Raw genomic sequence first — 20,364 nt, forward strand, 5'->3', positions numbered from 1 at the left:
GCCGGTCAGGCCGCGTCCCACAGGGTGAGGAACGCCGAGGCCTCGCTGCGGGCCCAGGGCCGCAGCCGGGCCCGGTCACGGGCGGAGAGCTGGTACTCCTTCGCCCGGCGGACGTCGATCACCAGCGCCTCGCCGCCGGGCAGGATGTCGGGCATCGCCTGCTCCAGCACCCACAGCGCGAGCTGCGCCGAATCCTTCGCCAGCGGCTCCTCCTTGAAGTAGAGCCAGGTCGCGTACCGGCGGCCGTCGCTCTTGCGCAGCCCCATCTGCGGGCTGACGCCGATCTCGAGCTCGCCGATCCGGCACCGGCCGCGGCCGACGTCGACCAGCCGCGGCGACTTCCGGCCGAGGTACCGCAGCCAGCCCTCGGCTATCGCCGCGTAGTGCGGTTTCGTCCGCTCGTCGGCGGCGTTGACGAGGGCGCGCAGCGCGACTTCGTCCTGGTTCGCCGCCCGCCCGGACCGCACCGCGTTGGCCGCCCGCCGGTAGTAGTTGAACGCCGCCCGCGCCGGGTCTTCGTACTGACGGCGCTGCCGCCGGACGAACGACGACCGCGACGGCCCGGAACTGGCGCTGTAGCCCACGAATGTGGACAGGGTGATGTAGGCCATGGCCCTGCCTTCCTCCATCACGCCACCCGCGCTCGCGGGCGGCATCTCCCCTGGACAACGCCAATTTTAGAACATATGTACGACAGTTTCCGGAGCCTGACGGGTGACCCGGGCGCACGGAGAACCGGGACTCCCGCAAACGCCGGACTTGCGCTACGTTGCCGATCAACCTCAAACCGCAATCTCGCAGGTCGGCCGTGCGTGCCAGACTGATGCCCCGAACGGTGGATGGGGGTCCAAGGATGAGCTGGCAGGAAGAGCTTCGCCGTCTCGACGCGGAGCTTGCCGAAGGTCGCCTCGAGCCGGCTGACCACCGCAAACAGCGGGATGAGCTGCTCGCGCAAGCCTCCGGTTCGACGGTGCCGTCACCGGTGCCGTCGCCGCTGCGCCGTCCGGGTGAAGCCTGGCGAAGCACCAACCCGGCGTACCAGCCCGCCCCCGCCCAGCAGGCACAGCCGGTTCAGCAAGCACAGCCGGTTCCGGCCATGCAGCCGATGCTGCCGCCGCAGCGCATCGAATCGCCCCGCCCCGCGGTCCCGCCGCCGCCGTGGCAGCGGACCGGGCTGCCGAAGTCGCTGTCCACGAGCCACGTGCCCGCCATCCCGGACCACATGACGACCGCGCCGAGCCCGGCCGACATCACGCCGACCCGCTACCTGCGCGTCGACGGCCCGGCGGAGCAGGGACCGGGCAGCCGGTTCCCGCCGATCACGCCGCCCGGCGGCGAATCGCGTCCGCCGCAGCCCGCGGCCGAGCCGGAGGAGCCGCCCGGCAAGCACCGGTGGGCCACCGACGGCGGGCCGTCCGGGAAGACCTGGCCGTTCATCGTGCTCGGCGTGCTCGTGGTGCTCGGGATGATCATCGGTGCGACGCTGTGGCTCGGCGGCGACAACGAACAGCCCAACGCCCTCTCGACGTTCACGCCGGTCGTGACCCAGCCCCCGGCCGCCGCGGCCCAGCCGCAGCTGGAGGACCAGGTGCCGCCGCTGCCCGGACTGCAGCACGCGGAGAGCTCGGCGATGTCGCTGGCCCGCGGGCTGGACCTGAAGCTGTACCCGAGGGAGGCCGCCCAGGTCTTCTCGCAGCACGGCGTCACGCAGCTGGTGTACCGCGCCTCCTCGACCGGGGACACCGGGTTCCTCGGTTACGCCATCCCCGCCGAGGACGAGGAAGGCGCGAAGGCGATCGTCGACTACCTGCGCGAGGCCGCCAACGCCGGCGGGTTCGCCCCGCTCCCGGCCGACCCGGCCACGGTCACCGGCCGCAACGGCGACCTGCGGATGGACGGCACCTGGTACACCTCGGGCAAGGTCGCGATCGTCCTCTGGGCGTCCCAGCCCTTCGCCAACGACAAGAACGCGCTCAAGACCAGCCTCGACAACGCCGTGGCGGTGTTCAAGAAAGCGCTGCCGCCCAGCTGATCAGCCGCGCCGGTCGAGCACCCCGGCCAGCGCGTCCCTGGCGACGTCCGCGCCGAAGAGGCGATCCACCAGGGTCTTGCCCTCTTCGGACAGCCGCTGCCACAGCTTGTCGTCTTCGAGCAAGGTGACGATCTCGTCGGCGAGTTCCTGGGCCGAGCCGCCGACGAGGACGTCCCGGCCGTGCGTCAGGTGCATGCCTTCGACGGCCAGCGGCGTGGCGACGACCGGGACGCCGTAGCCGAGGCTCTCGCCCAGCTTCCCCTTCACGCCGGCCCCGAAGCGCAGCGGCGCGACGACGACGCGGGCCTCGCGGTAAGCGCTGCCGAGGTCCGGCACCCAGCCGCGGACGACGACGCCGTCGCGCTCCAGGTCGAACATCTCCTGCGGCGGGTTGCTGCCGACGATCTGGGCGACGGCGTCCGGACGGCGGCGCCGCACCAGCGGCATGATCTCGGTCGCCAGCCAGCGCGCCGCGTCCCGGTTGGGCAGGTGGTCGAAGCTGCCGACGAACAGCACGCCCGACCGTCCGTCCGGGACCGCCACCGAGCCGTCGGCGTAGTGCACGTTGGACAGCACCTCGACCCGGGCCGACGGCACGAGCTCGCGCAGCAGCTCACGCTCCACATCGGACACGACGAAGGTGACGTCGGTGGCGCGGGTCAGGCCCAGTTCGGACTCCCGCAGCACCTCCGCGCGCCGCCGCAGCGTCAGCTCTTCGCGGGTGTTGCCGAGCTGCGCGGCCAGGTCGGCCTGGCGGTTGAGCCGGACGAAGTGCAGGTCGACCGTGTCGTAGGCGATGACGCAGTCCGGCGCGTGCTCGCGCACCTGCTCCAGCAGCTGCCAGGCGACGTGCGGCCGGGACAGCACGGCGAGGCTCAGGTCGGGGCCGGCGTCGCGCAGGAACTCCAGCTGTTCGCCGAGCCCGGTCACCACCGTGACGCCCGCGCGGTACAGCGCGTCGGCGTACGGCTCCGGCAGCGCGTTGTTGAGCGGCATGAACACGACCCGCTGCCCCAGCCCGACGAGCAGTTCGAGGATGCGGAACATCCGCACCGAGCCGGAGTCCTTGTCCGGCATCGGCACCTGGTGGTCGGCGACGAGCACGGTGCCGCCGCGGTGGCCGTCCTTCGTGCGCTGCCGCCCGGCCCAGACCGCGCGCGGGCTCGCCTCCGGGAAGTGGTCGCGCAGCTGGACGCTCCACTTGTCGACGAAGACGCCGCGGTTGAGCTCCTGGTGCCGCTTCACGCCGGACGAGACGTCCGTGCCGTTGGTGATGCCTTCGTGGTGCACGACGACCGACGCGGGCTGGACCACCGTCCGGTACCCGGCCGCCCGCACGGCGAACGCGAGGTCGGTGTCCTCGTAGTACGCGGGGGCGAAGCGCTTGTCGAAGCCGCCGATGCGCTCGAACAGCTCCCGCCGGACGAGCAACGCCGCGCCCGAGCAGTAGTCGACGTCGCGCAGCGCCTGGAACCACGGCGCGTCCGGCGACTGGAGCCTGCCGTAGTTCCAGCCGGTGCCGTCGGCCCAGATGATGCCGCCGCACTCCTGCAGGCGGCCGTCCGGGTAGACCAGCTTCGAGCCGACGAGCCCGACGTCGGGCCGCGTCTCGACGACGGCGACCAGCTCGTCCAGCCAGCCGGGCCGGACTTCGGTGTCGTTGTTGAGGAACATGACGAAGTCGCCGCGCGCGTGCTCGGCGCCGAGGTTGCAGGCGCCCACGAAACCCAGGTTCTTCGGCGCCCGGACCAGCCGGACCCCGGCGCAGCCGGCGACGCGGCCGGCGGAGTCGTCCGGCGAGGCGTCGTCGACGACGATCACCTCGAACGGCGTCGAGGGCAGGTGCCGCTGGATCGAGTCGAGGCAGCCGCGGGTGAACCGCCAGTTGCCGTAGACCGGGATGACGACGCTGACGATCGGCTGGTCGCTGGTGGTCACCGCGACCGGGCCGGGCTCCGCGACCGGGGCACCGGGCAGCACCCCGGCGGGACGGCCGAGCGCCGTCTCGTAGAAGTCGCGGCGGCGGGTGCCGCGGGGCGCGTACCGCTCGATCGTGCCGCGGTACTTCCCGATCGCCCGCTGGACGAGCGCGGACGTCTCGGCGCGCAGCTTCTCGTTCTCGGCGGCGAGCCTGCCGATGGTTTCGCTGAGGCTGGTGTTGTTGCCGGCCAGCCACTCCAGCCGCTCGCGGTCGTAGCCCGCCTTGCGCTGCAACCGGTTGAGCTCGCCGGCCGCGCGCTGCCGGTCTTCGCGGGCGCGCTGGGCTTGGCGCAGGGCCTCGTCGCGTTCGGTCGCGGCGCGCTGCTCGGCCGCGGTGACCTGGGCGAGTTCGGAGGTGAGCCGGGCGACCGACGCCGTCGCCTCGGCACGCGCGGCTTCCGCGCGGTCCAGCCCGTCGCGGAGCCGTCCCGCTTCGGCGGCGGCGCGGGCGACGAGCGTCAGCTTCGGGTCGACCATGGCCGACGTCGAGGGGACGTCGATCGGCTCGGCCGAGGCGACGGAGACGAAGTACGTGTGCGGGGCGCCGGGCTCGACGACCCAGCCGTCGTCGTCGCCGGCCTGCAGGGTGAGCACCTCGGCGCCGGTGCCGGCGCCGTTGTCGTGGATCAGCGAGCCGACGGCGACGTTCTGGCGCAGCACGACGACGTGCTCGAAGCTGGCCGACAGCAGCGACCGGAACGCGGATTCGGTCAGCTCGTGCACGTGGTAGGGGTTTTTGTTGCCGTGGTCGTGCGTGTAGACCTCGACGTCCGGGGTGCTGCAGAGGAAGACCCCGCCCGGCGCGAGCCGGTTGCGGACGAGCTCCATGAGCCGGTCCTGCTCGTCGACGTGCTCGATCGCCTCGAAGCAGGTGATGACGTCGAAGACCTCGCCGTCGAGGGCCTGCGGGTCGGTGATCGAGCCGACCTCGAACCGCACGTGCGGGTAGCGGTTGCGGGCGTGCCCGACGGTCTGCGGGTCGATCTCGAGCCCGACGACCCCGGCGGCCGCGCGGGCGAGCAGCGCGGAGCCGTAACCCTCGCCGGCGGCCAGGTCGAGGACGCGCTTGCCCTCGGCGAACCGGGCTGCGAACGCGTAGCGGTGGTAGTGCTCGTAGATCACCTGGAGGTCGTCGGTCCACGGCACGCACCGCTCGCCGGTCCACTCGATCAGCCGCTCGCCACTCGTCCCCTTGGCCATGCCGGGCAGATTAGCCGTCCGGCCGAGCTCACCCTTCCAGCAGCCCCAGGCCGACCAGGACGTACGCCAGCGTGCGCCGGTCGCCACCGGCCGTCACCGACCAGTCCGCGTCGAAGGAGAGCCGCACCTGCCGGTGCGCGTCGAGCCGGACCGGCAGCACCTGCTCCGTCAGTCCCGGCCCGACATCGGCCTTCGCGACCGGGACGCCGTCGACGGACACGGTGACGCTGCCGTGCTCGCCGGCGTCGTCCGGCAGGTAGGTCCGGAATTCGACGGCGTCGACCCGGGCGGTGGTCAGCACCGGGAACTCGACCGACGGCGCCGCCCAGTCGTCGTGGGCGATGCCGTTCATCCGGCCGGTCACGATGCCCGCGCCGCGCACCAGCCGTTCGCCGGCGCCGCCGGGCCGGAACGAGACGCGCCCGGCCGGGTCGACGACCCGGGTGTCCCGCACCGACCGCTCGGGCGTCCGGTTGCCGTGGACGCGCAGCGGCTGCGGGGCCGGGTGGAACAGCGCGGTCAGCCGCGTCCCGGTGACGAGCCCGAGGTCGAGCAGGCTGTCGTCGAGGACGCCGATTTTGTCGATCAGGGCGACGTGCGCGGCGTTGTCCATGTCGAAGTTGTGGCCGTAGATGCGGTCGACGAACGGGTCGATCACGTTGCCGTAGGGCAGGAACAGGCTCGGGTGGAGGAAGTCGAGCAGCACCGGCAGGACGTCCTGGGCCCGGATGCCCTCGAAGCCGTCCGCCGCGCAGTCGACGTCGACGAACTGCTCGTCGAGCTGCCCGGTCAGCGCGTTGCGGCGCAGTTCCGGCGGCAGCGTCGCCCAGATCCGGTCGACGACCTCGTGGGCCTCGGGCCACCGGCGGTGCCCGTTGCGGCCGATCATGTCGTGCACCACCAGGACGCCGCCGTCCGTGAGGCTGCCGGTGATCTGGCCGTAGAGGTGTTCGAGGTCGAGCACGTGGTGCAGCGCCTGGAACCCGACCACGACGTCGTGTTCGGCGTCGGCGCGCCAGGTGTTGAAGTCCGCGGTGATCAGCTCGACGCGGTCGGCCACGCCCTGTTCGCGGGCCGAGGCCTCGGCCCGCGCCTGCATCTCGGGGTTCAGTTCGAGCAGCCGCAGCCGCACGTTGTCCAGCCCCTGGGCGGCCAGGCCGCGCAGCCAGCCGAGCTCCTGGTCGCCGTTGCCGCTGCCCAGCGACAGCACCACCGCGTCCCGCGAAAGCCCCCGCGCGCGTTCGGCGATCTGCCCGACGATCAGCTCGTCGAGGCCGGGGACGCCGAGCGCCTCCAGCTTCGGGCGCACGTGCCGGTTGGACCACCGGTGCGCCGACGGCGGCAGGTTGCCGTGGATCTCCTCCTGGCCGGCGAAGGTCTCGCGCTCCCTGGCCAGCCGCTGGTCGTAGCCCGGCCCTCGGCCACCGCTCATCGCTCGTCCCCTCCGAGATCACCGATCCGGGCCACCCGGCACGGCCCGGCGCTAGGATACGGCTGTGTCGTCCCGTCCTCCGTCGCAGTTGCCCGCCGACCTGGGCCTGCCGAGGACCCCGGAGTCGTTCCTGCCGAAGGAGCACAGCCTTTACCGGCCCCGGCACAGCAAGCGCCAGCGCACGGCACTGGCCTGCGCGGCCGTCTTCTTCGTCACCCCGCTGCTGCTTTCCGCGGTCGGCGTGCGCGCCACCGCCTTCGAAAACCGGCCGCTGCGCGAGTTTCCGAGCCTCTCCGACGGCTGGGGCTTCTTCACCGGCATGGCCGGCTGGGCGACCGACCACCTGCCGCTGCGCCAGGCCGGGGTCCAGGCCGCCGACGCCGTCAGCACCGGTGTCTTCGGCGACCCGCCCGGCTCCGGGCAGGGCACCAGCCACGACGGCGGCACCGTCGGCGTCGACCAGGGGAAGCCGAACGACGGCGACGTCCCGGGGTACGTCTACCCCACCGTGCTGCCGGGCAAGGACGGCTGGCTCTACCTCGGCGAGGACGTCAACGCCCGGTGCCGTCCGGTGATGGACACCGACCACGTCGTCGCGGCGCTGCGGAAGCTGCGCGCGGCGGTGGAACGCTCCGGGCGGAAGTTCGAGCTGGTCATCGCGCCGGACAAGTACAGCGAAGAACCGGCCCACCTGCCCGACACCTACGTCGGCAAGCCGTGCGCGCAGGCGCGGACGGCCGAGTTCTGGAACCGCGTGCCGCGCGAGACCGGCGCGATCGACCTGCGGCCCGCGCTCGCCGACGCCGAAAAGCGGGTCGGCCACTCGCTGTACGACCGCAACGACACGCACTGGTCGTTCGACGGCGGCCTGGTCATGACGTACGCGCTGGGTGCGGCGATCACGCCCGGCAGCACCACCGGCTGGCAGGCGGCGCCGAACGGCGTCCGGCCGTGGCCCGCGGACCTGGCCAGGGTGCTGGGCCACAGCGAGCAGCGGCAGCTGACGACGTACAGCCTGTCCACCGACGGCAGCGCCGACCGCACCCGCTACATCGCCAGCGACTTCAAGAGCCCGCTGCAGCTGAGCCAGCCCGACGGCGCCAAGCCCGCCGGTTCGATCGCCCCGAACATGGCGGTCGTCGCCGACTCGTTCACCCAGTTCGCCAGCCCGTTCCTGGCCGCGGCCTGCCAGGACGTCACCATCGTGCACGCCGAGACGGTCGCGCAGAGCACCGCGCAGGAACTGACCGGCCTGTTCGCCGACCGCGACATCGTGACCTTCGAGCTGGTCGAGCGCAGCGTCATCGGCGGGTCGTCCGCGCTGCTGCGCGACCAGACCATCGACCTGCTGGGCCGGGTGCTGGCCGCGCACCCCCGCTGACCCGCGGGGAGCATCCACCACGCCGAGGTAACGACGGGGTGGTGGGCGACGAACAGGTCAGCACACCCGTGCACAATGACTCCGTGCAGCCACGCTCCGCGTGCGCAGCACCCAGACGTTCGCATTCGCAGGCGATATACCCAAGGGGGTACCGGGGTGACCTGGCAGGAAGAGCTGCGCAGGCTTGACGAGGAGCTCGCGGCGGGAAACCTGACGGCCGACGAATACCGGGCGCGACGTGATCGGGTGCTGTCCATGGCCGTCTCGACCGGTGACCAGGCCCAGGCCCAGGCGCCGGCCCAGCCCGCTCCGCAGCAGGCCCCGAGCACCGCCGCCGACACGCAGATCATCGCGCCGGTCTCCCCGCCGGGGCCGCCGGACCAGCAGGCGAGCTCGGCCGAGGCGACCCAGGTCGTCTCCGCGGCCGACGCCGGGGGCGGCGAGCGGACCCAGGCCGTCCCGCCGTGGCAGCAGCAACAGCAGCAGCACCCGAACTCGCCGTCGGGCGGGTTCCCGCAGCCGATGCAGCAGCCGCCGTACGCCCAGCACTCCCCGGCCGGCGGGTTCGCCCAGCCGATGCCGCAGCAGAACCCGTGGGGCGCGCAGCCGCAGGACGCCAGCCCGCCGTGGGGTGGGTCGGAGTTCCCGCCGCTGGCGCCGTCGAACAACGCGGACTGGATCAGCCAGGGCCCGGAGAGCTTCCAGACCCAGCCGTCGTCGGGCAAGGGCAAGAAGATCGCCTTCGCCGTGGTCGCGGTGCTCGTGGTGGCCGGCCTCGGCTTCGGCGTCTGGGCCCTGTTCATCAAGGACGGCGGCGGGGCGACCCCGCCGGTGGCGCAGAGCTCCAGCCCGCAGCCGCCGCCCGCGCCGACCGTCAAGCCGCTCCCGGAGCCGCCCGCGGCCAAGCCCGAGCCGGGCGACAACTCGTCGGCGCTGGTCACCCCGGCCGGCACGACCCGCGCCGGCGGTGGCGAGTTCGACCTGGACAAGCTGCAGTCGGCCAAGTACCTGCCGACCACGGTCATCGAGAAGCTCAAGCAGGGCGGCATGACCGAGGGCCTGCTCAAGACGACCAAGGACGGCGAGGTCACGCTGGGTCTGTTCGCGCTGGAGCTGCCGAACGCGCAGGCCGCCGCGGCGGTGGCCGCCGAGTACGGCAACGCCGAGCAGGAAGGCGGCCTGACCGTCAACCGCAACCTGTCCCTCCACGGGGTGCAGGTGTTCTCGGCGGCGGACAGCAGCCAGCAGGTCTACCGCGCGGTCTACGTGCTGTACAGCCGGGTCATCGTCATCGACTCGTTCGGTCCGACCAAGGACGCGACGCTCAGCTCGTTCAAGACGCTGCTGACCGCCCAGGTCCAGAAGGCCCCGCCGACGGAGCGCACCAACAACTGACCCTGAAGGGTGACGTTCGCCGGGTCGGTGAACGTCATCCCCCGGGTCAGGCGGGGCGACGCGGTGTGACGAGCCCGGACTCGTAGGCCAGCACCACCAGCTGGGCGCGGTCGCGGGCGCCGATCTTCGTCATGATGCGGCTGACGTGGGTGCGCGCCGTCGCCGTCGAGATCACCAGGTGGGCGGCGATTTCGTCGTTCGACATGCCGCCCGCGACCAGGCCGAGCACCTCGCGCTCGCGGTCGGTGATCTCGCGGACGGCGCTGGTGTTGATGCGCCGGTTCTCCGGCCGCCCGACAAACTCCTGGATCAGCCGGCGCGTCACCGTCGGCGCCAGCAGCGCCTCGCCGCTCACCACGACCCGCAGCGCGCGCAGCAGCTCGACCGGCTCGGTGTCCTTCAGCAGGAACCCGCTGGCACCCGCGCGCAGGGCTTCGTAGACGTACTCGTCGACGTCGAACGTGGTCAGGACCAGCACTTTCGTTCCGGCGAGATCGGGGTTCGCGGTGATCCGGCGGGTCGCTTCGAGGCCGTCGACACCGGGCATCCGGATGTCCATCACCACGATGTCGGGCCGGTGCTCGATCGCTCCGGCGACCGCTTGCTCGCCGTCACCCGCCTCGCCGACGACGTCGAAGCCGTCCTCGGTCTCCAGCAGCACACGGAACCCGGCGCGGACCAGGACCTGGTCGTCGGCCAGCAGAACGCGGATCATGCTTCCCCCTCGATCGGTAGCTCGACGCACACTTCGAACCCGCCGTCGACCGGCCCGGCGGTGCACCGGCCGCCGAGCGCGGCGGCGCGTTCGCCCATGCCCCGCAGGCCGTGGCCCGGAGCCGGCTGGGCGGTGCCGCGGCCGTCGTCGCGCACCCGGAGCGTGAAGGACCCTCTTCGCCGTTCGAACCGGACGTCGACGTGGCCGGGCCGGTCGGCGTGCCGGACGACGTTGGTCAGCGACTCCTGCAGGATCCGGTAGGCGGCCGCGTCGACGGGTGCCGGGAGTTCGCCGGCTTCCCCGTGGACGTCGACGGTGAGCCCGGCGTCACGGGCGTGGTCCAGCAGCTCACCGGCCTGGGCGAGGCTCGGCGCGGGCGCCTTGTCCTCGCCGGAGCGCAGCACGGCCAGGGTCGCGCGCAGGTCGTTCAACGCGGACGCACTGGCCGACTTGATGTTGAGCAGCGCTTCCTTCGCCTGCTCGGGCCGCCGGTCGGCGACGTGCGCGGCGACCCCCGCCTGGACGTTGATCATCGCGAGGCTGTGGGCGACGACGTCGTGGACCTCGCGGGCGATGCGCAGCCGTTCCTGCTCGGCGAGCCGGTGGCGGTGCTCGTCGGCCTGCTCACGGCGGGCGGCGAGCGCGTCGAGCTGGTACCGGACGGCGGTCCCGACGCCGATGACGGCGACCAGCCAGATCACCAGGAACCCGGCGCCGGCCGCCAGCGCGAACGATCCCGACGTCACGATGTGGACCAGGTAGAGGACGGCGAGCGCCGCCGACCCGGTGATCCCGGCGGTGAGCGGACCGCGTTGCCGGGTGAGCAGGAACAACGCGATGGTCGGGATCAGGATGACCGGGCCGCCGGGCAGCCCGGACGCGTAGTAACCGAACGCGGACGCCGTCGTGACCAGGAAGAACGTCAGCGGGTAGCGGTGGACGAGCAGCAGGGTCAGCCCGGTGGCGGCGAGCCACGCGGCCGCGAGCGGGGTCATCGGCGTCGCGCCGGGCTGCCAGCGCGACGCACCGCTGGTCGCCCCGAGCACGAACGCGGTGACGACGACGGTGCGCACCACGCGCCCCACCCACGGCGGCCATCTCATGCCGCGAAAACTACCGGTCGCCGGGCCGCACCGCGTCCGTCCCGGAGCGCATCGCCGTCGTACGTCGTCAGTCGAAGACGAGCGGGAGCTTTGCCGCCGTTTCTTCGTCGGCCGGGGTGTAGGTCGACATGGTGATCTCCGACCGGCGGCCGTAGTAGAGGTACGTGAAGTTGAACTGCAGCAGCCCGACGTCCGGGTGCAGGTACCGCTTGGTGCGGATCGGCTCCGAGTTGACGTCGTGGTGCGGCCACAGCTCGGCGAACAGCGGCGACTCCGCCTTGAGGCGCTTCACCAGCTGCTTCCACGCCGGCTCGGCGACGTGGTCGGCCATCGCGGCGCGGAAGGACGCAATCACCCGCGGGATGTTCGTCTCCCAGTCGAGCATCCGCTTGCGCCACTCCGGGTTGAGCAGGCACTGGACCAGGGTGTTGCGGTCCGCGAAGGGGATCGCGTCGACGTCGCCCATCAGCCAGGTGTAACCGCGGTTGTAGCCGAGCAGGTCGCACCGGGCGTTGCGGATCGCGACCGGGTACGGCTCGAGCTTCGCGAGCATCAGCTCCATCGCCGGCGTGATGACCTGGCAGTCCTTCTCGCGCTCCGGCTCGGGCGCGCCGGCCAGGCGGAAGAGGTGGACGTGCTCGTGCGGGTCGAGCCGCAGGGTGCGGGCGATCGCCTGCAGCACCTGCTCGGACGCGTTGATGTCGCGGCCCTGCTCGAGCCACGTGTACCAGGTGACCCCGACGCCGGCGAGCTGCGCGACCTCTTCGCGGCGCAGCCCCGGCGTCCGGCGGCGGCCCACGATCGGGAGGCCGACCTGCTCGGGCGTGATCCGCTCGCGACGGCTGCGCAAGAACCTCGCCAGCTCCTGGCGGCGGAGGCCGGATTCGACGGCGGTGGTCATGGTGCCAGGATGACACGCTCTCGAACCTGGTACCAGGTAGTGGCCGGTACCCGGATAACCAGCAACTGGTACCAGTTTCGAGAAGCGCCGATCGTAGTACCCATGACCACGACTGAACTCGCGCCGAGCGCGGCCGGAGCCGGAGTGCGGCCGGGACTGACCCCCGCCGGCCTGGTCACGGTGCTGCTGGGGGCGGCACTGCCGATCATCGACTTCTTCATCGTCAACGTCGCGCTCCCGACGATCGATGCCGACCTCCACGCGTCCACCGCCACCCTGGAGCTGGTGGTCGCCGCCTACGGCATCGCGTACGCGGTGCTGCTGGTGGTCGGCGGCCGCCTCGGCGACTCGTTCGGCAGGCGGCGGCTGTTCTTCGCGGGCCTCTGGCTGTTCACCTTGACGTCCCTGGTCTGCGGAATCGCCCCGACGGCCGGCACGCTGGTGGTGGCCCGCGCCGCGCAGGGGGCGGCGTCGGCACTGCTGCTGCCGCAGGTGCTCTCGATCATCCAGGCGACGACTTCGGGCGAGAAGCGTTCGCGCGCGCTCGGCCTGTTCGGCGCGACGGGCGGCATCTCGACGGTCGTCGGGCAGCTGCTCGGCGGCGCGCTGGTGGCGGCCGACCTGTGGGGCACCGGCTGGCGGCCGATCTTCCTGGTCAACGTCCCGATCGGGCTGGTGGTGCTGGTCATGGCGCGCAAGCTGCCGGAGAGCCGGGCGCACAACCCGCTGGGCGTCGACCGGCTCGGCACGGCGCTGCTGGCCGTGACGCTGCTGTCGTTGCTGGTCCCGCTGATGGAGGGCCGCGCGCTGGGCTGGCCGGCCTGGACGATCGTGCTGCTGGCGGCGTCCCCGTTCGCGGCGGCGGCGTTCGTGCACGTCGAACGGCGGTTGGAGCGGCTCGGCGGCACACCGCTGCTCCCGCCGTCGGTGATGCGGCTGCCGAGCGTGCGCCGCGGGCTGATGGTGGCCGTCCCGTTCTTCGGCGCGTTCGGCTCGTTCATGTTCGTGGTCGCGATGACGCTGCAGGAGGACCTGCACTTCGGCCCGCTGGGCGCGGGCGGTGCGCTGACCCCGCTGGCGGTCGCGTACTTCACGGTGTCGATGCTGAGCAGCCGCCTGGTGGCCCGCTACGGCCAGAAGGTCGTCCCGGTGGGCGGCGCGATCACGGCGGTGGGCATGGTGGCCCTGCTCTGCACCACGCTGGCGACGTGGCCGGACGTGACGATCCTCGACCTGGCCCCGGCGATGGTGGCGATCGGCGTCGGGAACGCGCTGGCGATGACGACGCTGTTCCGGATCGTGCTGTCCCACGTGCCGACGGACCTGGCGGGCGTCGGCAGCGGCGTGATGACGACGAACCAGCAGACGTCGCTGGCGCTGGGGGTGGCGACGCTGGGCAGTTTGCACGCGGCCCTTTCCGGGTCGTTGGGGAGCCGGGACGCGTTCGCGCTGGTGATCGGCGTGGTGGCGGTGCTGGCGGCGATCGTCGCGATCACCGGGCGGCGGCTGCCGGACCCGCGGGTGTAGAAATCCCGGATTCACCCGTCGGAAAAAGCGCGCGCGGAGCGACGATGAAGGTGTGACGGAACCTCGGGTACGACCGGACCCGGCCTTCGCGCTGCTCGGGCTGTACGAGACGGCCCTGCCGGAGGTCTACGGGTACCTGCTGTCCCGCTGCGGCGACCGCACGCTCGCCGAGGAGCTGACGTCCGAGACGTTCCTCGGTGCGGTCGCCGCTTGTCGCAAGGAGTACGCACCTCCGGTGAGCACCGGGTGGCTGATCGGCGTCGCCCGGCACAAGCTCGCCGACCACTGGCGGCGCAAGGAACGCGAGGAACGCGGCCTGCGGCTCGTGCACGACAGCGAGCCGGACGTCGAGGACCCGTGGGACGAGCAGCTCGACGCCCTGCGCGCGAGACAGGTGCTCGAATCGCTCGGCCCGCACCACCGGGCGGCGCTGACCCTGCGTTACGTCGACGGCCTCGGCGTCCCCGAGGTCGCCGGCCACCTGGGGCGCAGCGTGCACGCCACGGAGGCGTTGCTCGTGCGGGCCCGCGCCGCGTTCCGCCGCGCTTACGAGGAGAAGGAGGGTCGCGATGCCTGAGCCTTTCGACGCGCTTCGCCGCCCCTCCGAGCGGGTCGCCCCCGACCCGGACTTCGCCGCCGAACTGCGCGACCACCTGCGTCGCGCCATCTTGAACGGAGCCGACATGACGACCACGTCCGAAGCCCCCGCCCCCGCGGCAGCATTGCGTTCGCTGGCGCCCTACCTGGCGGTTTCCGACGCGCGCGCGGCCCTCGACTTCTACATCGAGGTGTTCGGCGCCGTCCGGCGCGGCGACCCGATCCTGATGGACGACGGCCGCGTCGGCCACGCCGAGCTGGCCATCGGCGACGCCGTGCTGATGCTCGCCGAGGAGTACCCGGAGATCGGGCACGTGGCGCCCCGCGAGGGCGGCGCGTCGGTGCGGGTCGAGGTCCCGGATCCCGACGCCAGCGTGGCGCGGGCCGTCGAACTGGGCGCGACGCTGATCCGCGAGGTGAGCGACTCACCGTACGGAAGGGGCGGCTCGTTCCGCGACCCGTTCGGCCAGCGCTGGCTGGTGTCCCAGGCGGCGTCCCCGGCGGCCGGTCCCCGCCCGGCCCGCCACGGCGAGGCGATGTACTTCACGTTCCAGGTCCCGCAGGCCGAGCCGGCGAAGTCGTTCTACGGCGCGGTGCTGGGGTGGCAGTTCACACCGGGGTCGACGTCGGACGCGTGGGGGTTCTCGGGGCCCGGTCTCGAAGGTGGGTTGTGGGCCGGGGACCGGCAGGTGGGGTGGAAGCTGATGTACGCGGTCGACAACCTCGAGGCGGCGTTGGCGCGGGTGCGGGAGCAGGGCGGGCGGGCCGGGGAGGTCGAGAACCACCAGTATGGGAGTACCGCGGACTGCACCGACAACCAGGGGATCGAGTTCTGGCTGTGGGAGAAGCCTTAACGGCCCGCCGCGTAACCCTGCATTCCGCGCGCGTTCGCCGCGGCGCGCAGGAGGCCGTCGGTGCGGGAGACCGCCGAAAGGCGGCCCAGCGCCCAGTCTCCGGCGTTGATCACCGAGTGCCCCCGGGCGCGTAGGGCGTCCAAAGTGGACGATCCCAGGCGGGACTCCACCACCAGCTCACGCGGGTTCCACGAGCGTGGGTAGAACGAGCTCGGGAACGCCGTCGTGTGCCAGGCCGGCGAATCGATCGACTCCTGGAGGTTCAGGCCGCCGTAGACGTGGGCGAGCCAGAAGCACAGCTGCCACTGGTCCTGCTGGTCGCCGCCCGGGGTGCCGAAGGCCAGCGTGGGGACGCCGTCGCGCAGGGCCAGGGATGGGGACAGCGTGATGCGGGGGCGCTTGCGCGGGGCCAGGGAGTTCGGCAGGCCCTGCTCCAGCCAGAACATCTGACCGCGCGAATCCAGGCAGAAACCCAGCGACGGGATCGTCGGGCTCGACTGCAGCCAGCCGCCGGACGGCGTGAGGGACACCAGGTTGCCCGCCGCGTCGACGACGTCGAGGTGGACCGTGTCGCCGCGGGTCTGGCCCTGGGGGCCGACCGTCGGCTCGCCCGTGGCGCCGCCGCCCGCCTCGATGCCCTGCAGCGAGTCCAGGATCGCCGGGAGGCGCGCCGGGCCGCGGGCGTCGCCCGGACGCAAGTCCGGGGACGCCGTGTCGGTGATCAGCGCTCGCCGGGCGTCCGTGTACGCGGGCGAAAGCAGCACGTCCAGGGGCACGTCGGTGTCGCCGTACCAGGCCTCGCGGTCCGCGAAGGCCAGCTTCGCCGCTTCGACCGCCAAGTGCACCGTGCGCTCCGACGGCACGCCGTCCACATAGGACAGCTCGTCGCGGAAGCCGTGCAACAACAGCGCCTGCTGCAGCAGCGCCGGGCCCTGCGTCCAGCCGCCCAGCTTCACCAGGCGCCAGTCGCCGACGTCCACGGACGCCGGCTCCTCGTACGACGCCGACCACGACGCCAGGTCGTCGCCGGTCAGCAGGCCGGCGTGGTCGCGGCCGGAGTCGTCGCGGAACGCGGTGCGGCTGAACGCGTCGATCGCTTCGGCGACGAAGCCCTGTGACCAGGCACGACGTCCCGCATCGAGCTGCGCTTCGCGACCCGAGACGGACTCCGCTTCACGCAGCAGCCGCTCCCACGTGTCGGCCAACGCGGGGTTCCGGTGCAGGCCGGACGCCGGCTTGCCGTCCGGCATCCAGAGCGCCGCCGACGTCGGCCAGTGCTCGGTGAACAAGCGGGAGACGGCGCTGATCGTGTCGCCGACCCGCGACACCAGCGGGATGCCGTTGCGCGCGTAGCCGATCGCGTACGACAGCACCGAGCGAAGCGGTTTCGTGCCGTAGTCGCGCAGCAGCAGGAGCCAGGCGTCCCAGGCGCCGGGGACCGTCGCCGGGAGCAGGCCGCTGCCCGGGATCAGGTCCAGGCCCAGCGCCGCGAAGTGCTCCGGCGTGGCCCCCGCGGGCGACGGGCCTTGGCCGGCCAGCGCCCGCGGGGTCGGGTCGTCCGCCGTCACGAAGAGACCGGGTACCTGACCCGCCGGGCCGCACAGGTGCGGTTCGGCGACCTGCAGGACGAATCCGGCGGCGACCGCCGCGTCGAACGCGTTGCCGCCGTCTTCCAGCACCGCCATCCCGGTGGCCGAAGCCAGCCAGTGCGTCGACGCCACCATCCCGAAGGTGCCGGTCAGCTCCGGCCTCGTCGTGAACATGCCCCGATAGTACGCATTGCTAAGGAACTTCTACCAGGACTGCGCTTACCAAGAGGCGGGCCGCCGCCGTTCCGGCTCGTACGGCTGCGTGATGATTTCCATCCCGTTCCCGCCGGGATCGAGGAAGTAGACACCACGGCCGCCGTGGTTGTGGTTGATTTCGCCGATTTGCTTCCCCATCGGGTCGGCGTGGTAGGTCACGCCGGTTTCGACGAGCCGCGCGAAGACGGCGTCGAAGTCGTCCTCCGGGATCAAGAAGCAGTAGTGCTGCAGGCGAAGGTCCTCTTCGGGGATGGTCGCGAAGTCCAGCCGGACGCCGTTGCGCGTCTCGACGGGGATGAACGGACCCCATTCCTGCCCTACTTCGAGGCCGAGCAGGTTCGCCAGGAATTCGGCGGATTCCCGGTTGTTCCGGGACGGGACGATCAAGTGGTTCAATTCAACGGATACGGAAACTGACACGGTTGAAATGCCTCCGGGGCACTCCCGCCACCTCCATGCCTCACCCAGCCGGTGACCGACACGCGATGCCGTGCCGATCACCCTAGCGGGCGAAGCACGGTCAGGAAACCTTGATCCGCGCCGCCGCCCGCGGCCGCCCGACACCCTGCCACGACAGCCCGGCGTCCACGATCACCCGCGGGTCGAGCAGGTTGCGCGTGTCGACGACGTCGATGCCGTCCATGAGCTCGGCCATCGCCGCCCAGTCGAGGTGCTTGAACTCGGCCCACTCGGTCAGCACGACGACGGCGTCCGCGTCCTTCGCGACCTGGTAGGCGTCGTCGACCACGGTCATCCCGGCGATCTCGCCGTCGACGGCCGGGTCGTAGGCGATCAGCTCGGCCCCCAGCGCGCACAGCACCGACGACACGGCGAGCGCGGGCGAATCGCGCAGGTCGTTGGTGCCCGCCTTGAACGCCAGGCCCAGCACGCCGATCCGGGCGCCGGCCAGCGTCCCGCCGACCGCGCCGGCGATCTTCGCGACGATCCGGTCGCGCTGGGCGATGTTCTCGTTGATGGCCGAGGTCAGCATGGTGAAGTCGTAGTTCACCGACTCGGCCACCTTGACCAGCGCGCTGGTGTCCTTCGGCAGGCAGGAACCGCCCCAGCCCGGCCCCGGCTTGAGGAACGTCCGGCCGATCCGCCGGTCGTAACCCATGCCCTCGGTGACCAGGGCGATGTCCGCGCCCAGCCGTTCGCAGAGTTCGGCGATCGAGTTGACGTAGGACAGCTTCAGCGCGAGGTAGCAGTTCGCGGCGTACTTGACCAGCTCCGCGCTCGCCGCGTCGGCGACGACGACCGGCGCGTCGAGTTCGGCGTACAACTCGCCGACCCAGCGCGCGGCGGCGAGGTCGTCCGAGCCGACGACGATCCGGTCCGGGCCGAGGAAGTCCGCCACCGCGGTGCCTTCGCGGAGGAACTCGGGGTTCGACACCACCGGCACGTCGGTGCGGCCGACCATCGCCTGGATCCGCTTCGACGTGCCGACCGGCACCGTCGACTTGGTGACCAGCGCGCAGCCGGCGGGCAGGACGTCCCCGATCTCGGCCGTGACCACCTCGACCGCGCGCAGGTCGGCGGAGCCGCCGGCCCCCATCGGCGTCGGCACGCAGAGGAACACCGCCTGGGCGTCGCGGACCGCGTCCCGCGCGCCGACGACGAACCGGAGGCGCCCGGTCGCGAGCCCGCGGTGCACCAGGTCGGCGAGCCCCGGTTCGAGGATGTCCACGCGTCCCGCGCTCAGCCGGGACACCTTCGCGCGGTCGACGTCCACGCAGGTGACGTTATGACCCAGACTGGCCAGGCAGGCCCCCGTGGTCAGTCCGACGTAACCCGTTCCCACCACCACGATCCGAGCAGGCGTCATGCCGCTGAAGGTGACAGCCGGAGTTGACCACCTCGCTAACGGAACCGGTCGCCCCCGGGAGCGGTGAGCGAAGACACGAACCCCGGGTGCGAACGAGCGTTAACCTGAATCCGCGAATCGGACCACGAAGGGAACGGCACAGATGCAGATCAACGGCACCGCGGCGCTCGTCACCGGAGGCGCGTCCGGCCTCGGCGGGGCGACGGCGAAGGCCCTCGCCGCCAAGGGCGCCCGGGTGTTCGCGCTCGACCTGGCCTCGTCGATCGAGAAGGCCGAGCAGGTCGACGGCATCACCTACGTCGAGGCCGACGTCACCGACGTCGAGCAGGTCGAGGCCGCCGTCGCGACCGCGTCCGGGTCCGGTGTGCCGCTGCGGACCGTGGTGAACTGCGCCGGCATCGGGCCGTCCGCGCGGATCCTGTCCAAGAAGGGCCGCCACGACCTCGCGCTGTACGCGAAGGTCATCCAGATCAACCTCGTCGGCACGTTCAACGTGCTGACGATCGCGGCCGAGGCGATCGCCAAGACCGAGCCCCTCGCCGACGACGCCCGCGGCGTCATCATCAACACCGCGTCCATCGCGGCATTCGACGGCCAGATCGGGCAGGTCGCCTACTCGTCGTCGAAGGGCGGCGTCGTCGGCATGACGCTCCCCGCGGCCCGCGACCTGGCTTCGCACGGCATCCGCGTGCTGACCATCGCGCCCGGCATCGTCGACACCCCGATGCTCGCCACGGTCAGCGACGAGTTCCGCGCGTCGCTCGCCGCCGGCATCCCGTTCCCGAAGCGGCTCGCGCGCCCGGACGAGTACGCGCAGCTCGCGCTGTCGCTCATCGACCACGACTACCTGAACGGCGAGGTCGTCCGCATGGACGGCTCCCTCCGAATGGCCCCCCGCTAACGCGTAGCTTTCACGTGAAAGCTACGCCCCCTGGTGGGAGCTTTCACGTGAAAGCTCGGGGTCAGCGGGTGAGGCGGATCTCCAGGCCGATGCCGTCCGCCGTGACCGAGCAGGCGCCGAACGCGCTTTCGGTGGCCAGTGCCTCGAACTGTTCGCGGGTGAACGCCCGGCGGCGCAGCCACCCCAGCGTCCGCCGGACCGTGAAGCCGCTGACCGCGCCCAGGTTCATCCCGGCGACCTCGCGGTCGATGTCGGCGGCGGTGGCCGCGTGGTTCAGGTCTTGGATCACCGCGAAGCCGCCCGGGCGCAGTACGCGGTGCATCTCGTTCAGCGCCGCCACCGGCTGCCGGAAGTTCTTGAACGCCGCCTGGCAGACCAGGAAGTCGAACGACTCGGCCGCGAACGGCGCGTGGGTGACGTCGCCCTGCTTGAAGTCGATGTCCAGCCCCGCGCCGTTTTCGCGGGCGATCTCCACCATCGTGTGACTGATGTCGAGCCCGGTGACGCGGAAGCCGCGCTTCGCCAGCTCGATGGCGAAGAAGCCCGGCCCGGGCGCGACCTCCAGGACTTCGGCGCCCTCGGGCCAGCCCGCCGTGACCTCGGCCGCCTGCCGCCGGTACTGCGCGAGCTGGGCCGCGGTGCCGCGGTTCTTGGCGTACCAGCGGGCCTGGCGGCCCTCCATCTCGGGCACCTTGTGCTTGCGGGTCGTCTCCATC

16 protein-coding genes and 1 pseudogene are annotated in these 20,364 nt (G+C 72.0%); 7 read left to right on the forward strand and 10 right to left on the reverse strand.

Going from position 1 to position 20,364, the window contains the following annotated elements:
* Positions 1-5: 5 nt before the first annotated feature.
* Complete coding sequence (locus tag Q5425_RS09555) at positions 6-611, reverse strand: hypothetical protein (RefSeq protein ID WP_308671952.1); 606 nt, start codon at positions 609-611, stop codon at positions 6-8.
* Between the two features lie 242 nt (positions 612-853).
* Between Q5425_RS09555 and Q5425_RS09560 the strand changes: the two genes are divergently transcribed.
* A complete protein-coding gene (locus Q5425_RS09560; RefSeq protein WP_308671755.1) occupies positions 854-2,032 on the forward strand; it encodes a hypothetical protein in 1,179 nt (392 codons plus the stop codon).
* Here the strand turns inward: Q5425_RS09560 and Q5425_RS09565 are convergent, their stop codons facing one another.
* Together Q5425_RS09565 and Q5425_RS09570 are read right to left on the reverse strand one after the other, a co-directional pair.
* The gene (locus Q5425_RS09565; protein ID WP_308671756.1) at positions 2,033-5,212 is read right to left on the reverse strand and encodes a glycosyltransferase; all 3,180 of its coding nucleotides are present in this window, start codon (positions 5,210-5,212) and stop codon (positions 2,033-2,035) included. It abuts the gene before it with no gap.
* Between the two features lie 28 nt (positions 5,213-5,240).
* The gene (locus Q5425_RS09570; RefSeq protein ID WP_308671757.1) at positions 5,241-6,644 is read right to left on the reverse strand and encodes a class I SAM-dependent methyltransferase; all 1,404 of its coding nucleotides are present in this window, start codon (positions 6,642-6,644) and stop codon (positions 5,241-5,243) included.
* A gap of 64 nt (positions 6,645-6,708) precedes the next feature.
* Here Q5425_RS09570 and Q5425_RS09575 point away from each other — a divergent pair, with 64 nt between their 5' ends.
* On the forward strand, positions 6,709-8,025 hold the full coding sequence (locus Q5425_RS09575; RefSeq protein WP_308671758.1) for an alginate O-acetyltransferase AlgX-related protein: 1,317 nt from the start codon (positions 6,709-6,711) through the stop codon (positions 8,023-8,025).
* 156 nt (positions 8,026-8,181) lie between these two features.
* On the forward strand, positions 8,182-9,420 hold the full coding sequence (locus tag Q5425_RS09580) for a DUF1707 domain-containing protein (RefSeq protein WP_308671759.1): 1,239 nt from the start codon (positions 8,182-8,184) through the stop codon (positions 9,418-9,420).
* Positions 9,421-9,466: 46 nt separating this feature from the next.
* Here Q5425_RS09580 and Q5425_RS09585 read toward each other — a convergent pair whose 3' ends face one another.
* From Q5425_RS09585 to Q5425_RS09595, 3 genes are all read right to left on the reverse strand, one after another.
* Positions 9,467-10,135, reverse strand: a complete 669-nt coding sequence (locus Q5425_RS09585) for a response regulator transcription factor (RefSeq protein ID WP_308671760.1) — start codon at positions 10,133-10,135, stop codon at positions 9,467-9,469.
* A complete protein-coding gene (locus tag Q5425_RS09590; protein WP_308671761.1) occupies positions 10,132-11,238 on the reverse strand; it encodes a sensor histidine kinase in 1,107 nt (368 codons plus the stop codon). Before Q5425_RS09590 ends, Q5425_RS09585 begins: the two co-directional genes overlap by 4 nt.
* A 67-nt stretch (positions 11,239-11,305) precedes the next feature.
* The gene (locus tag Q5425_RS09595; protein ID WP_308671762.1) at positions 11,306-12,139 is read right to left on the reverse strand and encodes a helix-turn-helix transcriptional regulator; all 834 of its coding nucleotides are present in this window, start codon (positions 12,137-12,139) and stop codon (positions 11,306-11,308) included.
* A 102-nt stretch (positions 12,140-12,241) separates the two neighbouring features.
* Between Q5425_RS09595 and Q5425_RS09600 the strand changes: the two genes are divergently transcribed.
* The 3 genes from Q5425_RS09600 to Q5425_RS09610 are packed head-to-tail and all read left to right on the forward strand — an operon-like array spanning position 12,242 to position 15,117.
* Positions 12,242-13,666, forward strand: a complete 1,425-nt coding sequence (locus tag Q5425_RS09600; RefSeq protein WP_308671763.1) for an MFS transporter — start codon at positions 12,242-12,244, stop codon at positions 13,664-13,666.
* A gap of 52 nt (positions 13,667-13,718) precedes the next feature.
* The gene (locus Q5425_RS09605; protein ID WP_072475243.1) at positions 13,719-14,243 is read left to right on the forward strand and encodes an RNA polymerase sigma factor; all 525 of its coding nucleotides are present in this window, start codon (positions 13,719-13,721) and stop codon (positions 14,241-14,243) included.
* Positions 14,236-15,117 (forward strand): VOC family protein, encoded by an 882-nt coding sequence (locus Q5425_RS09610; protein WP_308671764.1) that lies wholly within the window; start codon positions 14,236-14,238, stop codon positions 15,115-15,117. The genes Q5425_RS09605 and Q5425_RS09610 overlap by 8 nt, the downstream gene beginning before the upstream one ends.
* Here Q5425_RS09610 and Q5425_RS09615 read toward each other — a convergent pair.
* The 3 genes and pseudogenes from Q5425_RS09615 to Q5425_RS09625 form a co-directional block, all read right to left on the reverse strand.
* Positions 15,114-16,880 carry a gamma-glutamyltransferase gene (locus Q5425_RS09615; protein WP_308671765.1) on the reverse strand — a complete coding sequence of 589 codons (1,767 nt, stop codon included), beginning with the start codon at positions 16,878-16,880 and terminating at the stop codon, positions 15,114-15,116. The two genes, Q5425_RS09610 and Q5425_RS09615, sit on opposite strands and share 4 nt — an antisense overlap.
* A 45-nt stretch (positions 16,881-16,925) precedes the next feature.
* Positions 16,926-17,309: a VOC family protein gene (locus Q5425_RS09620; RefSeq protein ID WP_308671766.1), complete on the reverse strand. Its 384-nt coding sequence runs from the start codon at positions 17,307-17,309 to the stop codon at positions 16,926-16,928.
* 133 nt (positions 17,310-17,442) lie between these two features.
* Positions 17,443-18,768 (reverse strand): annotated as a pseudogene (locus tag Q5425_RS09625) (UDP-glucose dehydrogenase family protein); the annotation flags it as partial.
* 121 nt (positions 18,769-18,889) lie between these two features.
* Here Q5425_RS09625 and Q5425_RS09630 point away from each other — a divergent pair.
* A complete protein-coding gene (locus Q5425_RS09630) occupies positions 18,890-19,648 on the forward strand; it encodes an SDR family NAD(P)-dependent oxidoreductase (RefSeq protein WP_308671767.1) in 759 nt (252 codons plus the stop codon).
* 61 nt (positions 19,649-19,709) lie between these two features.
* Here Q5425_RS09630 and Q5425_RS09635 read toward each other — a convergent pair whose 3' ends face one another.
* Positions 19,710-20,363, reverse strand: a complete 654-nt coding sequence (locus tag Q5425_RS09635; RefSeq protein ID WP_308671768.1) for a class I SAM-dependent methyltransferase — start codon at positions 20,361-20,363, stop codon at positions 19,710-19,712.
* Between the last annotated feature and the right edge of the window lies 1 nt (position 20,364).

This window comes from Amycolatopsis sp. A133, from assembly GCF_031082405.1.
In the GTDB taxonomy this organism is placed as follows: Bacteria; Actinomycetota; Actinomycetes; order Mycobacteriales; family Pseudonocardiaceae; genus Amycolatopsis.

Bases quoted from the DNA above. Each gene is read 5' to 3' on its own strand.
- Q5425_RS09595 (WP_308671762.1), bottom strand. From the start codon at position 12,139: ATGACCACCGCCGTCGAATCCGGCCTCCGCCGCCAGGAGCTGGCGAGG.
- Q5425_RS09635 (WP_308671768.1), bottom strand. From the start codon at position 20,363: ATGGAGACGACCCGCAAGCACAAGGTGCCCGAGATGGAGGGCCGCCAG.
- Q5425_RS09610 (WP_308671764.1), top strand. From the start codon at position 14,236: ATGCCTGAGCCTTTCGACGCGCTTCGCCGCCCCTCCGAGCGGGTCGCC.
- Q5425_RS09560 (WP_308671755.1), top strand. From the start codon at position 854: ATGAGCTGGCAGGAAGAGCTTCGCCGTCTCGACGCGGAGCTTGCCGAA.
- Q5425_RS09590 (WP_308671761.1), bottom strand. From the start codon at position 11,238: ATGAGATGGCCGCCGTGGGTGGGGCGCGTGGTGCGCACCGTCGTCGTC.
- Q5425_RS09570 (WP_308671757.1), bottom strand. From the start codon at position 6,644: ATGAGCGGTGGCCGAGGGCCGGGCTACGACCAGCGGCTGGCCAGGGAG.
- Q5425_RS09630 (WP_308671767.1), top strand. From the start codon at position 18,890: ATGCAGATCAACGGCACCGCGGCGCTCGTCACCGGAGGCGCGTCCGGC.
- Q5425_RS09585 (WP_308671760.1), bottom strand. From the start codon at position 10,135: ATGATCCGCGTTCTGCTGGCCGACGACCAGGTCCTGGTCCGCGCCGGG.
- Q5425_RS09555 (WP_308671952.1), bottom strand. From the start codon at position 611: ATGGCCTACATCACCCTGTCCACATTCGTGGGCTACAGCGCCAGTTCC.
- Q5425_RS09600 (WP_308671763.1), top strand. From the start codon at position 12,242: ATGACCACGACTGAACTCGCGCCGAGCGCGGCCGGAGCCGGAGTGCGG.
- Q5425_RS09615 (WP_308671765.1), bottom strand. From the start codon at position 16,880: ATGTTCACGACGAGGCCGGAGCTGACCGGCACCTTCGGGATGGTGGCG.
- Q5425_RS09565 (WP_308671756.1), bottom strand. From the start codon at position 5,212: ATGGCCAAGGGGACGAGTGGCGAGCGGCTGATCGAGTGGACCGGCGAG.